This window comes from Novipirellula aureliae (assembly GCF_007860185.1).
Taxonomy (GTDB): domain Bacteria; phylum Planctomycetota; class Planctomycetia; order Pirellulales; family Pirellulaceae; genus Novipirellula_A; species Novipirellula_A aureliae.
In genome coordinates, this window is record NZ_SJPY01000006.1 from 30,599 (window position 1) to 43,043 (window position 12,445).

Below are 12,445 nucleotides of genomic sequence, written 5' to 3' on the forward strand. Positions count from 1 at the left end.
ATCTTCTCGATGGTCAAGCAATGAAACTCCTCAACAATGAGCACTCCACGTTTCTCGCCGAATTCTGTTCGGGAATTCAGGATGTACGTGATCGTAAGGAGGTGTTCTCAAACGACGATTCTCTCCTCCTTTCGGCAGTCTTGATTTCGATCTGCCAGGAACGCAAGTACGTTATTATCTCGCTTCATCGATCTGAACCTGAATTCGGTGAAGACGAAGAGTACCTATCAATCGGACTATACATCGAACCAAATGGCGACGTACTCGTGGTCCAGTTCTGTGACGACCGAACGCGTATCGTGAGGAACTCCTATGACACGCAAATCTATAATCCGATGTATGACGTCCCGTTACTGGAGGATGACCTGCAAGAGGATGTGTTTTACTTTGCTAGTCATGCCCTACCGGAAATAGTCGAGGCAGCTGGCAGTGGTGCGCAAATTCGCCTTGTGAAAGACGGCGAATAGGTTAACCGGAAGGGGAGCTTGCACTTCAGCATTTCATCAGGGCATTCGGAACTAGGTACTGTCCCGTAATTGCTATTTGCCCTTTGCAGCACATTTGGCAACCCGTGGGGTCAAAGAAGTCGAACGAGCATTTAGGTCGGTGAAATCTGAGGTTGGTTTGTCATCGACGGTCGAATTCTGGATCGCGAGCGATTCCGGTAATGGCCCCTTTGAGACGCGGCAACATCGAGGTAGGTCTAAACGGAATTCCGTTTCATTCCCTACTCATGAGGCAAGCCACCATGAAACCAATCTGCTACGAGTTGTCGTCACAAGAACGTCGACAAGATATTGTCGAGATCCTAGCCAGAGCGATTGCACGTGAATGCCAACTTCGCCGATCCGCGAGTCGTCAATCCCAATCGGGCCAAACCTCGATCACGCCCCCGAATGTGTCAACCGGCCTACCTTTCCACGCTGCAAACCCCGATGTTCTCTCTTCGTGTGAACCGCCTGCGAACGCCACGAAACTAATGGAGCCGGGTTAACAGAAAGCTGTTAACCGAGACATGGATTCATGACGGTTGAGTTGGGACCGCTTCGCCATACCGAAGAATAGGTTTCGACAGCAAACCACGTTCCCACAGTGACTTACAGTGATCCACGAAACAGAGACAATGCTACAACTGAGTTGTGTACGGGGAGCGCCCGTTCTCATCCGTTCTGCGAATATTCTCGCCCCGAACTCTCAAACTCTCTGATTAACAGCGACAAATAATTAACAGCCCGTTCCCATTTGAGAGAGCGAAAGAGAACCGTGAACAAACAACTCGTTTCCACCAGCAAATTCCTCAGCCTGGTCCTTCGCCATCAGCCGGACGTGATCGGGATTGAACTCGATCCGGAAGGCTGGGCTAGTATCGATCGGTTGATCAAGAACGCGAACGCTCGCGGAACCGCGATCTCGTTGGATTTACTCCATGAAGTCGTCGCGACGAGCGATAAGAGGCGGTTCGCCCTCAGCGACGATGGTCTTCGCATCCGGGCCAATCAAGGACACTCGGTCGAAGGCGTCGACTTGAAAACTCGAGCCAATCGAACCGCCAGAACTGTTATACCACGGCACCGTCGAGCCATTCCTAGTAGGCATCCGCGAAAAGGGGTTGTTGAAACGATCTCGGCATCATGTGCATCTGTCGGCGGACAAAGAGACCGCCACAAAAGTCGGCCAACGGCGCGGTAAACCAGTCATCCTCACCATTGCCGCTGGTAGAATGCACGCTGCCGGCCACACGTTCTACTTGTCCGCCAACGGCGTTTGGCTCACCGACGAGGTGCCGACGGAGTTTATTGAGTTTAATCCCAGAATCGAAGTCGCAATGGAATGACCAATCCCTAGAAACGGCCAATCGCCGTAGTCCGTACGTTGCTACGGGACGGTGGGTTGTTTCGGCAGTGCAACGCTGCTTTACGGGGGCAGTCTCCCGAGCAGCGTAGGCGTGGTGGATTTTTGAATGCATCACTCGGTGCACCAAAGCTGCGTTTCTCGCAGATTCCTTGGTTTCGGGTTTGGCTGCCAAGCGTATGGAAGCGGCGATTGATGTATGATGAGTCGATGGATATAGTCACTCATGCGATGATCGGTGCCGCTTCCTCAGCCGGTGTGTTCTCGACTCACCCTGGCTTTGCGTGCGGAATAGTACTTGGAAACGTGCTTCCTGACCTTGATGCGTTTTCGCGGGTCGCTGGTAAACACGCCTTCATGAAGTTTCACCAAACCTACACGCATAGCCTTGCTGCGATCTCAATCCCATTTTTTTTCGCATTTGCGCTGTACAGATCGGGCAACCCGATTTGGGCCGAACTTGCGATGGGCCTCGCGTTGGGGATGGTCATGCACATCGGATTAGATTTAACCAATTCTTACGGCGTTCGATGTCTTTGGCCGATCTGCTCAAGGCGATTCGCACTCGACTGGATCTTCTTCATTGACTTGCCCATCATCGTATTGTCCGTGATTGCGTTACTGGCTTGTTGGATGCTTCGGGAGCCCCCCTCTTCTTTGATGGTCGTATCGGCGTCCTATGTTGTTTTGCTGCTGATCGTCGTTGCGGTCCGCGGCACGATTGCGCGTCGTATTCGTGTGATGGAGAGTGAAAGTTCATCGCCGCAAGCGAATTCTGTTTTGATCCCGACGACGTTTTCCCCTTTTCGATTCATTGCCTGTCGTGAAGCAGATAACCACGTCGAACTTTGGCAGGTCAATGCCATCAGTGGCCAGATAGTTCAAGAGAACGCGGTCGAGATACTTGACGACGTGATTCCTGTGGCGGTGAAAGATACAAAGGAGTGGAGTGCAATGCGAGAGCTTTCGCCGTATTTCCACGCGGTAGAGCAAGAGGAAGGTCCGGATGTGACAATCGTCGTTTGCCGCGATCTTAGGATACGCAATTTTGGCACACGATTCGGAAGCCTGACCTGTCGAATCGCCCCGGATGGTCACATCATCGAGAAGAAGTGGGAGGTTTAAGACGATGCGTTGGAATTTCCATCCTAGTCACGGCTTTCGTTTTTCGGTGACAGATGCATTGGCGATCATTGCCTGCGGCATCGCGACGGTCTGGGGATTACGTGAACTCGGCTCGATCGCCTGGCTGTTTCCTTTCGTTCTCGCTCACTTCTTTCTTTTTTGCAATCTTTTTCGTGTTCCGCGTAAACCTGAACTCGTTTGGGCGGGATGCTTCGTTTTCATCGCCACGGTTTGCATGATTACTGAAACGCATACGCTTTATGCAATGGTTATCGTACTTCCCATCACATTTGCCGTTCTAATTTACTCCATCCGCCTGCCCAGCTACCACGGCATCTTTTCAATGCCTAGCCCTGCCGCAAACGCGGACTCAACCTCCACGCAGTCGTATTCGGACGAGCAAGTCGGCTGACACGGCACCAACTGACGGTATCTCGAGGAGTCTGAACTGGTCATCATTGCTTCGCCTTCTCGAAATATATTCAGCCCATGAGCCACTGCGGTGCACGGCGACTGCTTGGAGTTGGCTAGAATGGAAGCACTTCCGTTAATTGACGGACTCTTCTCATCGATTGGAGATAGCATGAAATTTGCGCAGGTCATTCGTAGTTCTTCGAAGGTGCGACGCGCTTTTGATGCCGTTCCCGTGCTTCGTACATGGTGGAGGTTGATTCTGTCGCTGCATGGCAAACCGGTCTGCATTGATCGAACGAGTCAATCGACAAGTGAGGCACTGGTTAATGGATTTCGGTTCTACGGATATCTCTATTCTGCTTTGGCAATCGTGCTGTTGCTAATTTCGCCGTTGATGGTTATTGTCGCTGGGACAGCAAGCTACCTTTGGGCAATTTTGACGGTCACATCATCAGCGTACTTAGCATGCACCTCCCAATTAGCTTTCTTCGGTGCCCGTTGCTACGCAGACGAACCAGATTTGGCCAGACCGCTTCTGGTAAGCTTCTTTGCGTCTATCATTGCGTGGTTGGCTTCCGTTCTGAGCGGTTGCATTGTTGCCATACATTTTGTCGTTCCACAGTATGAAGTTGTATTGGCACTTGGGATCGGGACGGTGTTGGTAATGGGAGTTGGTTCGTATTTTATTGAACTCATCTACATCTCCTGCGAATAGACGAAAATCGCTCATTGGGTTCGCCGCACGACCATTAGCGTGTTCTTAGATCATCATTTCGCTTTGGCCCCGAACACGGATGGAACGGAAGCATGATTCGGTCGATTGTACTATTTATTGCCTCCGTGGGCATACTTTCATCAAATGCGATTGGCGAAACATTCACCATTGCGACCTACAATTTGAATTGGGGTAACCGTCGCGGTGACCAAATTCTCGACGCAATTTCCGAAGCAGATTCCGATCTGATTTGTTTTCAAGAGACAACGCCCGTTACCGCTCGCTCTGAGGATCGATTACATTTTTCATACGCCGCACTTTGAAACAATCAATTCCAAAATCATAAAGCGCGACGGTAGTGATCATTCATTGGTGGTTTCGGAGTTAAGAAGGACTGAAGTAAGCGATGCACAGTGACTCAATCCCCCTGATTCTGTTTTCAGGGCTCGCTGCGGATTGCGAGGTCTTTGCTCCGCAGTCGCTCGCGTTCGAAAACCTGGTCGTGCCGAGTTGGCCGGTTCCTAAATCAGATGATACGCTTGACAGCTACAGTGAGCGATTGGCAAGCGAGTTGCGGTCTTATGGACCAGCGGTGATTGGTGGCGCGTCGTTCGGTGGGATCGTGGCTTTGCATGTTGCCAAGTACCTTGATCCACTGGCCGTGATCCTAATTGGTAGTATTCGATCTTCGGACGAGTTGCCGCGATACGCAAAATGGGCTCGTCCGCTGCGGCCACTCGTTTCACTGCTGCCTGTCCGGCTGATGCAGATTGCTTGCGTGCCGATTGGATCGAAGCTAATTGGCGGTTGGTTTCCAGACCCTAGCGGACTGGCTCGCCAATTCCGTCACAGCGATCCGAGAGTATTTAAGTGGTCGCTGTCGCGAATCCTCGATTGGGAATCCACACCGCAATTTGGCTGCCCCATCTTTCACATTCATGGTGACCGCGACATGGTATTGCCGATCCGACACACAACGCCAACGCAAATCGTCGCTGGTGGTGGTCACGTCATTTCACTGACGCACGCTCGTGAAGTGAACGCATTCATTCGTTTTGTATTGAAACAATTGAACAAGGAACAAGGAAATGATTCGTGATATCTTTCAAAATCGATTGTTGATCAGCGATGCGGTCTCTGCTCGCGACCTGAAGTCAATCTATGATCAGGACATTGCCGCTGTGGTAGATCTCGCCGCGAATGAACCTCCCGCAGTCCTTGGACGTGACATCATCTACTGCCGTTTCCCACTTCACGACGACGAATCGAACACTGACGAGATGCTCACTGCGGCGATCCAGTGTTTACGCTCATTGCTTCAGAATAACTTCCGGATTCTAGTGGCATGCAGTGCTGGCATGAGTCGCTCGCCCACGATCGCAGCGGCAGCCATATCAATGATGTCGGGGGAGTCATTGCAGGATTGCCTTTTAAGCATCAGTTCGCAGGTGCCACACGATGTTTCCCCATCCCTGTTGGAATCGGTCGTTCACATTTGCGAGAAACTCGGTCATGATTCGTGACTTGTGAGCAATATGGTATAGAAACCATCGGCTCTTTGGTGATTGGCTGAGTGGGTGACGATGATCACCATCTTATTCCAACAATCGCTGCATTCGATAATTCGTCAACCATTGTCCACGACACTCGACCGATTGCTCTTTCAAAACCTCAAAGCCGCGAGCGAGGAAGAATGGTTTGGCGGTGATACTGGCTTCAGTCGTAATGCAATCGATGCTAAGTTTGCCTGCTCGACGAACAAGCTCGTCGAGTAGCATCGAAGCGACGCCACGCCGTTGGTGTTCGGCCGATACGAATAAGCGATCCAAGTGTCCATCGGTACTGATGTCGGCGAAGCCGACGACGGTGGAATCCGATTTGGCGACTACCGCGATTTTGTCTTGGAATCGTGCAGCCCACTTTCCTTGATCGATCTGCTCTGGTGCCCAGGCCGCGATCTGGTCGGGGGAGTAATCACGCGAGTTGACTCGGTGGACGCTGTCATAAAACAGGCTCGAAAGAAGAGGGGCATCTTCAGGGCGATAGTCACGGAGTCGAAAGGCGGAGGAATGGGGAGGCGGTGTCATTGGGGTGGCTCGCCATACTCATGCTGACATTGCCAACAAAGATCAAACGAGGAGGCGTTGAGCTCACCACAGTTCTCACACTTCCATTTCGTTCCCGTTTCGTCAGGCGAATACAAATCGTCGTCTTCGTCAATTGGTAACGGTATTGCTCCGTCTTCGCCTTGCAATCCGACCTCGACATAGTCAACAAGAAACGCAGGTAGTTTTACAACCACAGGGAATGGAAAGGTGTCAGGACTCTTTGCCAGCGGTTTGGGAATGGAAAGGTGTCAGGACTCTTTGCCAGCGGTTTGATTGGTATTATGCATGTTGACATGCCCCGGCCTAAACGTGCTGACGAGAAAGATGCGATTTACCATGCCTTGAATCGAGGCAATGGCCGGTCGACGATTTTTAAGAAGGATGCAGATTACGAGGCTTTTGAAAACATCCTCGCCAATACGTTCCTGATCGCTCAACCGAACGATATACTTTTTCTGCATGGGATACCTCCGTGTTCCCAATAGTATGACTCAAACAAAGATCTGAGCCAATCCTAATTCCTAGATGTAACGCAGCACTAGCCACCAACTGATATCTTCCCCGTGCAGAAGATCGGGATCCAATGTGTCGATTCGCATGTCGCCTTCGGCGTTTTCCGATCCGTGGCAATCGTAGCAAGCCTGCTTGAGCGCGGGTTCGATCTCCGCGCGGAATCCATTCAAATCTGACTGCGGCGTTTCAAACGTTTTCGTTTGCGGAATCGATTTCCGATAGCTCGACTGAAACGCGCCTTCGGCCTTCAGCTGCTCGAGTGTCGGCCTGTCAGAGCTGGCAAATTCTTGCGCCGTTGCGACGCTTGATATTTGTGCAGCAGTCACACCGCTGGCGAGCATGAACATTGCAGTCAATAATCGAAATTTCATTAAATGGAGTACCCAATGACAGTTCAAACCAGCCATTCCTTGGCAGTGAAACAATAACCTCCGACAGACCATGACTGGCGAAATTCGCTTGCTCCGCTCGAAATGACGACCAACGAGAGTTCGTCGACGATGAAGCTCATGTGAATCGATAATCATGGACGACCGGCCTCATAGATGCGTCGCACTTCCTGACCGTCGAGTGCTTGGCTGAAGATGATCAGCTCATCGATGCTTCCATTGAAGCTACGAACGTCCGATGCGCCACGCCCACTCCAATTGCCGATGGTTGAATTGCCAATCTTTAGCTCCCCGTCAGCAAACGGCTGCAGCTGGAGACGTTCGGCAGGCTCTCCATTGACGTAATGGGTCACCTGCCCCTTGCCCGTGTCGTAAACGGTCGCCAAATGCACCCATTGCCCTAGGCGAAAGAGGTTGAAAATCGGACGCGTATGATAATTGTGAACACGTTCGTTGGCGTATCGCATCCCAAGGGTCAGACTTCCGTCTTGGCGAATCTGCCAGTGAATTCCGTTCTTACCGAAACCATCGGTCATCAAAAGCGAATTGCGCGTGCGGTCGAGTCCGTCCACTCGCACCCAGGTTGAATAGGTCAACGCTTCAAAATCGTCCGGGATTGTGATTCGCACGCGATCGCCCGGTCGCTTGAACTGCAGCGATGATTTGTTTGGCCAGCGTCCTTGGGCCCATTCGCAACCAACGATGGCACCCTCGATCGTCGTGCCACCGACGCCATCTCCGATAAGTAATCGGTCTTCGGTATCGCTTTTTTCAAAGGGAAAGTAAGCGATGACGCGGGGATCATCCTGGAGCGACTCACGCAGGGCGCGCCAACTGTGTAGCTGTTCCTGATGGTGGTGATCGGCCATCGTACTGAGCCGATCCGATGTAACGAAATCGATATCACGAACGGTCGCCGGCGTCGTGGTTCCGTCGCGATCGATCGTTAGTGCGTCACCCGCACGAAGCTCGCGTCTTGACGCCGGACTGCGATTTGATTCAGCATCGTAGAGTTCGACTTTGCCGTCAAACACATGAACTTCGGACACCCCATCGTCCAGTACATTCAATCCGAATTCTGTGCCGAGGTCGACCAGCTCAAACGAGGGTGCAAGCACCGCAAACCCACGCGCGGGCTCTGGAACATGCGCCCTGAGACGCCCCCATTGGCAAACAATACGCGATTCATCGAGGATCTCTATCCTCGCCGGACCTTCGGCCACAACCGTGGCCCCGCCATAAAACTCCAACTGCATCAGCCCCGCATCCCAAGCCATCAACCCCGGTGAGACGGTTTGGCCCACTCGCCAATCTTTTGTTGTTGCCCCCTCTAGACCAGCGACCCGGGTCAGCACCGCAACACCGGTGTCATTGATGCCTCCCAACGGCGCGACGTCTTGACCAGCTCGCTCATGCTGCGGCACACTTCGGTTCCCGTCGACGGTTTGATGGATCAGCACCCCGACAAGCATCACCACCACGGCGCTCATCGCGATCCACCCGGTTAGTCCATGCGAACCAAACCATCCCCGTTCGGTTGTCTGCGAATGTTGACATGGGCCTAGGCCAAAGTAGCCAGCGGACGGGTGGAAGCGTTTCGGCAGTGCAGCGAGAGCCGAATCCACATTGACATACCGCAAATACGTTTTGCGGATCTCCGTATCGTTGCGCAGTCGCTGCTCCAACTGAGCGAATTCATCGTCGGATGCCTCGCCATCGAGACATCGTCGCATCAATTCAAGCTGGGCGGTGCTCGAACTCATGAGTTTCCCTCCGATGCCAGTTCTCGTTCGGTACAATCCATCAACTGCATACGAATGCGGTGCAGCTTCTTATAGAGCGCCATTGGCGTCCATCCGAGCTTGCGGGCCAACTCACTTTTTTTCACGCCAGGCTCATAGGCAGAGCCCACCAATTCGCGTTGATCGGCGGGAAGTTTTTCCACGCATTTTCCCAACGCGTTTCTCTCCCGCTGCAATAGGGCCGTCTCCGCTTGTGCGGTTTGCTCCAATAACTGCACGACGTCGTCGCCAAACGTATGACGATCTCTGGCCCGATCCCTGCGAAATGTCAATGCCTCCATCCTCGCCACACCGAACGCCCAACGCCGAAATGCAATGCTGTCCATCGAGTCGTCGAATTTTCGCCAAAGCACAACGGCCGCCTCCTGCATGACTTCCCGACATTCCTCTTGATTAAAGAGCAGTGAACGGACGAACAGACGCAGCGACTCCTCATGCTCCATGAAGAACCGGAGAAACTGGTCGTGTTGTTCGCGATCTGAATTTTCCATCAATGAGTTGCTCCATCAGCCAGCAACATTTGCCGAGGAAAACCAGAAAAATGGCACTTCTCAGTGAACGTCACTGCCGATTGCGACCAAGCATCCGAAAAGACTCCATTTTCGTACTCCAACACCACCCTCCAAGAGACTCCCTGTGTCTTCTTGTTTGGGTTGGCCGTAGCGGATGTCGCCAGACTTTAGATGGATTTCATGGCGCAGCCCCAATCTCTGGCGAGATTGGCGACGCCCTCTCCAAAGCGTGTTGAAGCATTCGCTCTCACTGCAAGCGGGGAATCGGTTTCTGCAACGCCAACGCTCGCACGTACTGAGTGGGTGGCGAGCCATAGGAGAGAATCTTGTCGTGATATTTTTTTAAATCGAAGTTGGCTCCCCACTCCTCTTTGAGCTCGCGTCTTAGATCGAAATGTTCTTGGGTACCGACGAAATAGGTAGCCAGTTGTGTGGAGGTGAGTTGGGCCCGTACCCATTTAGCCGCTGCCTCGCGTTCCTCCTGGAACGTGTCCTCTGTCATCAATTTCATCGCCTCGTCGCGTGTCATTCCCTCGCAATGGATCGCCTGGTCGATAATCGCGTTACCGATGCCGCGAAGGTACCATTTTAGATTGATCAAACGCATCAAAGGGTCACCGTCGAGAAAGCCTTCCTCAACCATCATTTGTTCGGCATAGACAGCCCAGCCTTCGATGAAGACTCCCGAAGACAGTACGGCCCGCAGCTTGCCTGGGTAGCGGTTGGCATGGGCCAATTGGACGAAGTGCCCCGGCATGGCCTCATGGATGGTCAAATCGTGAATGGACCGAATGTTGTATTCCCGCAGGAAAGATTGGATTTGTTTTTCATCCCAATCCTCTGGGAGTGGGGCCACGGCGTAGTACGTGGTGAGCCCAACGTCTAGCGGTCCAGGGGAATCACAGTAAGCCAATGAGACGCCTCGCTGAAACTCGGGCATGACGATGATTTCAACGGGATCGGCTGGCAACGTGATCAGCTCGTTTTCTCGTACGAAATCCGTTGTCAGTTGCAAGGATTTTTTGGCCGTCTCGACGATCTCGTCGGCTGGAGGCGCATCCTGGTAAGCCATTTCGAGGCAGGTTCGAATAATGGCCTGTTTGTACTCGGCGGAAGGCTGTTCCGGAAATTCGGTGTAGGGATATTTCTGTTGGTAGACCTGCTGGGACACGCGGTACATCTCGTCGCGTACTCGGACGAGTTCCCGTTCGGCCCGCTCTCGGACCTGACTTCGGCTCAAGGGGGTCTTAAGGGTAAAGGTGAGTCTCTCATCATACAGTTTCGGGCCCAGACGAAAATCGCCACCTGCGTTGGGTAGTAGTTCGGTCTCGAGCCACTTCTGATGCTCCTGCACTGCCGCGCGAGTCTCGGTGATTGCATGCCTTAGTCGTTGACGTTCCGCATCCGGAAGTTGATCGACATGTGGTTCGACGAAGTTGTCCAAAATACTCAACAATCCGCGATTCTGTTTTACCGCCGTCTCCGCATGAATCTTCGGTACACGCTGAGGATCGAGTGTGTCGCGAATCTGGCTAAACAAGCGGGGGAACTGCTCCAGACGGTCTGCAACGTGCCCTAGTCTTGCAGGAAGTGGGGCAAAGTCACGAGCCATCAAACCATAGATCGCGTCGCCCGCGAGACTTGTGTACGTCAGCGGATTCCAAGCCCATTCTTGAAGGGTCTCGATTTGCCACAACGTCCCTTTTAATTCATGTGTTAACAGAGAGTGATCCACTTGATTCGCGCGAGACAATTGCTCTGGGTCGATCTGGCCAAGCTGATCCAAATAGCGGGTGCAAAACTCCGCCTGCCGAGTTCGGGCTTCCTCGCTCACTTCGTTCAGCTGACTGTCGAAGCGATGGTCCCCTAAAGCCGTCGCCGCGACGGGCGAGTATGCGGGGAACTCGTCGAGATACTTTGCCGTGAGTTGTTCGAATTGTGGATTGTGTTTTTGATCCTGAAGCGTCTCCGCATTGGCCACCAAGGGGCCCGCCAATTGGATGATGACAACAAATTGCAGGAATGAGGAAAACATTGCGATTCGCTTTTTAGGTAGTCAGGAAATTGGTGTGACCTCTCGGATGCCTCAATCATACCTGCACAGCGACGATTTGTGCACTAGAGTGCGTCAACCCGATCCAAATGGAGGGCGATCTGTGGGCGAAATCGTTAGACTTTGGACGGTACCGTTGCGGTTACCTCGCATGCCAAACTCGCCCGCCTCGGGACCGCCGTTTGAAAACGACAATCCCTGGCAAGATCCCGTTTCTCACTCGCTAAGCATCGCTCAATAACTTGTATGCCGGTCCTTCTTTGGGATGCTTTTTCCAGTATTTCACCGCGTAATCGACATATTGAGTCGTGCCATCGCTGGCCCAGTTCCGAGCATTGGTCGGCATATGCGGATTGTAGTTTGAGCTTTTGCTAGAGACCTGCAAGTCGACAATCGCCCCACCAAGCGACATGACGCATTTCGAGGCGACTTCGATAATTGGACCAATTTCCGGTAGTTTGGTGACGAGATCGAGCGGCGTGACCTCGTACATCGCCTTTATCGCACCACAGGGGTTGAGTTTCTTTTCAAATCCGACGACACATTTTTCTGCTACCGCCCAAGGAACCTGGGGGATTTGACTCAGATAGGCAAATATCGAGGCACTGACAGGATTGCTAAAACCTCGGCTGAACACCTTAAAACGCTTCATCGAACTGTTCACGCTGTAACCAACATACGGATAAGTTCCGTAATCATTCTTTCCGATTATCGAAACGTTTTTTTCGATCTGAAACATGGCTTACCTGAAGTTGCTAAGGTTTTGGTAAATGAAGGATATTTCAATACGAATTGCCGGCTTGAACTCGCCCGGGCGGAGAGCAGTATAGATGATACCGCTGCAAATGCCAAATTTCTGGCGACTCGGGGTCCAAGTGAGTTTCGTTGGAAGATCGCTAGGCAACCTCCTCGGATCGATCGTCGGCGTTTGGAACGGGCCTTGCTACCGACCGAAGTGTCTCA

The 12,445-nt window shown here is 52.4% G+C and carries 18 protein-coding genes; 10 read left to right on the forward strand and 8 right to left on the reverse strand.

From position 1 onward, the window contains the following. The first annotated feature begins 20 nt into the window (after nucleotides 1-20). From Q31b_RS17880 to Q31b_RS17920, 10 genes are all read left to right on the forward strand, one after another. Nucleotides 21-467 carry a hypothetical protein gene (locus Q31b_RS17880; protein ID WP_146601039.1) on the forward strand — a complete coding sequence of 149 codons (447 nt, stop codon included), beginning with the start codon at nucleotides 21-23 and terminating at the stop codon, nucleotides 465-467. Nucleotides 468-748: 281 nt separating this feature from the next. Next, entirely contained in the window at nucleotides 749-994 is a 246-nt protein-coding gene (locus Q31b_RS17885) for a hypothetical protein (RefSeq protein WP_146601040.1), read from the forward strand. 269 nt (nucleotides 995-1,263) lie between these two features. Beyond that, nucleotides 1,264-1,689: an RNA 2'-phosphotransferase gene (locus tag Q31b_RS29380; RefSeq protein WP_261343868.1), complete on the forward strand. Its 426-nt coding sequence runs from the start codon at nucleotides 1,264-1,266 to the stop codon at nucleotides 1,687-1,689. Then, nucleotides 1,595-1,834 carry an RNA 2'-phosphotransferase gene (locus tag Q31b_RS29385; RefSeq protein ID WP_261343870.1) on the forward strand — a complete coding sequence of 80 codons (240 nt, stop codon included), beginning with the start codon at nucleotides 1,595-1,597 and terminating at the stop codon, nucleotides 1,832-1,834. The genes Q31b_RS29380 and Q31b_RS29385 overlap by 95 nt, the downstream gene beginning before the upstream one ends. Nucleotides 1,835-1,956: 122 nt before the next feature. Next, a complete protein-coding gene (locus Q31b_RS17895) occupies nucleotides 1,957-2,976 on the forward strand; it encodes a metal-dependent hydrolase (protein WP_146601041.1) in 1,020 nt (339 codons plus the stop codon). Between the two features lie 4 nt (nucleotides 2,977-2,980). Then, on the forward strand, nucleotides 2,981-3,388 hold the full coding sequence (locus Q31b_RS17900; protein WP_146601042.1) for a hypothetical protein: 408 nt from the start codon (nucleotides 2,981-2,983) through the stop codon (nucleotides 3,386-3,388). Between the two features lie 171 nt (nucleotides 3,389-3,559). Beyond that, complete coding sequence (locus Q31b_RS17905) at nucleotides 3,560-4,105, forward strand: hypothetical protein (protein ID WP_146601043.1); 546 nt, start codon at nucleotides 3,560-3,562, stop codon at nucleotides 4,103-4,105. A 92-nt stretch (nucleotides 4,106-4,197) separates the two neighbouring features. After that, nucleotides 4,198-4,428 (forward strand): endonuclease/exonuclease/phosphatase family protein, encoded by a 231-nt coding sequence (locus Q31b_RS17910; RefSeq protein ID WP_146601044.1) that lies wholly within the window; start codon nucleotides 4,198-4,200, stop codon nucleotides 4,426-4,428. An 83-nt stretch (nucleotides 4,429-4,511) separates the two neighbouring features. Then, complete coding sequence (locus tag Q31b_RS17915) at nucleotides 4,512-5,204, forward strand: alpha/beta fold hydrolase (RefSeq protein ID WP_146601045.1); 693 nt, start codon at nucleotides 4,512-4,514, stop codon at nucleotides 5,202-5,204. Beyond that, a complete protein-coding gene (locus tag Q31b_RS17920) occupies nucleotides 5,194-5,628 on the forward strand; it encodes a protein-tyrosine phosphatase family protein (RefSeq protein WP_146601046.1) in 435 nt (144 codons plus the stop codon). The genes Q31b_RS17915 and Q31b_RS17920 overlap by 11 nt, the downstream gene beginning before the upstream one ends. A 72-nt stretch (nucleotides 5,629-5,700) precedes the next feature. Here Q31b_RS17920 and Q31b_RS17925 read toward each other — a convergent pair whose 3' ends face one another. The 8 genes from Q31b_RS17925 to Q31b_RS17960 form a co-directional block, all read right to left on the reverse strand. Further along, a complete protein-coding gene (locus Q31b_RS17925; RefSeq protein ID WP_146601047.1) occupies nucleotides 5,701-6,192 on the reverse strand; it encodes a GNAT family N-acetyltransferase in 492 nt (163 codons plus the stop codon). Continuing rightward, a complete protein-coding gene (locus tag Q31b_RS17930) occupies nucleotides 6,189-6,407 on the reverse strand; it encodes a DUF7577 domain-containing protein (RefSeq protein WP_146601048.1) in 219 nt (72 codons plus the stop codon). Before Q31b_RS17930 ends, Q31b_RS17925 begins: the two co-directional genes overlap by 4 nt. Nucleotides 6,408-6,461: 54 nt before the next feature. Further along, the gene (locus Q31b_RS28405) at nucleotides 6,462-6,674 is read right to left on the reverse strand and encodes a hypothetical protein (RefSeq protein WP_197171759.1); all 213 of its coding nucleotides are present in this window, start codon (nucleotides 6,672-6,674) and stop codon (nucleotides 6,462-6,464) included. A 60-nt stretch (nucleotides 6,675-6,734) separates the two neighbouring features. Next, nucleotides 6,735-7,097: a c-type cytochrome domain-containing protein gene (locus Q31b_RS17940; protein WP_146601050.1), complete on the reverse strand. Its 363-nt coding sequence runs from the start codon at nucleotides 7,095-7,097 to the stop codon at nucleotides 6,735-6,737. Nucleotides 7,098-7,249: 152 nt separating this feature from the next. Continuing rightward, a complete protein-coding gene (locus Q31b_RS17945; protein ID WP_146601051.1) occupies nucleotides 7,250-8,878 on the reverse strand; it encodes a LamG-like jellyroll fold domain-containing protein in 1,629 nt (542 codons plus the stop codon). Beyond that, a complete protein-coding gene (locus tag Q31b_RS17950) occupies nucleotides 8,875-9,408 on the reverse strand; it encodes a sigma-70 family RNA polymerase sigma factor (RefSeq protein WP_146601052.1) in 534 nt (177 codons plus the stop codon). Before Q31b_RS17950 ends, Q31b_RS17945 begins: the two co-directional genes overlap by 4 nt. A gap of 268 nt (nucleotides 9,409-9,676) precedes the next feature. Further along, a complete protein-coding gene (locus Q31b_RS17955) occupies nucleotides 9,677-11,464 on the reverse strand; it encodes a DUF885 domain-containing protein (RefSeq protein ID WP_146601053.1) in 1,788 nt (595 codons plus the stop codon). 241 nt (nucleotides 11,465-11,705) lie between these two features. Next, entirely contained in the window at nucleotides 11,706-12,221 is a 516-nt protein-coding gene (locus tag Q31b_RS17960) for a hypothetical protein (RefSeq protein ID WP_146601054.1), read from the reverse strand. Between the last annotated feature and the right edge of the window lie 224 nt (nucleotides 12,222-12,445).

Bases quoted from the DNA above. Each gene is read 5' to 3' on its own strand.
- Q31b_RS17940 (WP_146601050.1), bottom strand. From the start codon at position 7,097: ATGAAATTTCGATTATTGACTGCAATGTTCATGCTCGCCAGCGGTGTG.
- Q31b_RS17905 (WP_146601043.1), top strand. From the start codon at position 3,560: ATGAAATTTGCGCAGGTCATTCGTAGTTCTTCGAAGGTGCGACGCGCT.
- Q31b_RS17950 (WP_146601052.1), bottom strand. From the start codon at position 9,408: ATGGAAAATTCAGATCGCGAACAACACGACCAGTTTCTCCGGTTCTTC.
- Q31b_RS17915 (WP_146601045.1), top strand. From the start codon at position 4,512: ATGCACAGTGACTCAATCCCCCTGATTCTGTTTTCAGGGCTCGCTGCG.
- Q31b_RS17945 (WP_146601051.1), bottom strand. From the start codon at position 8,878: ATGAGTTCGAGCACCGCCCAGCTTGAATTGATGCGACGATGTCTCGAT.
- Q31b_RS17920 (WP_146601046.1), top strand. From the start codon at position 5,194: ATGATTCGTGATATCTTTCAAAATCGATTGTTGATCAGCGATGCGGTC.
- Q31b_RS17900 (WP_146601042.1), top strand. From the start codon at position 2,981: ATGCGTTGGAATTTCCATCCTAGTCACGGCTTTCGTTTTTCGGTGACA.
- Q31b_RS28405 (WP_197171759.1), bottom strand. From the start codon at position 6,674: ATGCAGAAAAAGTATATCGTTCGGTTGAGCGATCAGGAACGTATTGGC.
- Q31b_RS17925 (WP_146601047.1), bottom strand. From the start codon at position 6,192: ATGACACCGCCTCCCCATTCCTCCGCCTTTCGACTCCGTGACTATCGC.
- Q31b_RS17910 (WP_146601044.1), top strand. From the start codon at position 4,198: ATGATTCGGTCGATTGTACTATTTATTGCCTCCGTGGGCATACTTTCA.
- Q31b_RS17955 (WP_146601053.1), bottom strand. From the start codon at position 11,464: ATGTTTTCCTCATTCCTGCAATTTGTTGTCATCATCCAATTGGCGGGC.
- Q31b_RS17885 (WP_146601040.1), top strand. From the start codon at position 749: ATGAAACCAATCTGCTACGAGTTGTCGTCACAAGAACGTCGACAAGAT.
- Q31b_RS17880 (WP_146601039.1), top strand. From the start codon at position 21: ATGAAACTCCTCAACAATGAGCACTCCACGTTTCTCGCCGAATTCTGT.
- Q31b_RS17960 (WP_146601054.1), bottom strand. From the start codon at position 12,221: ATGTTTCAGATCGAAAAAAACGTTTCGATAATCGGAAAGAATGATTAC.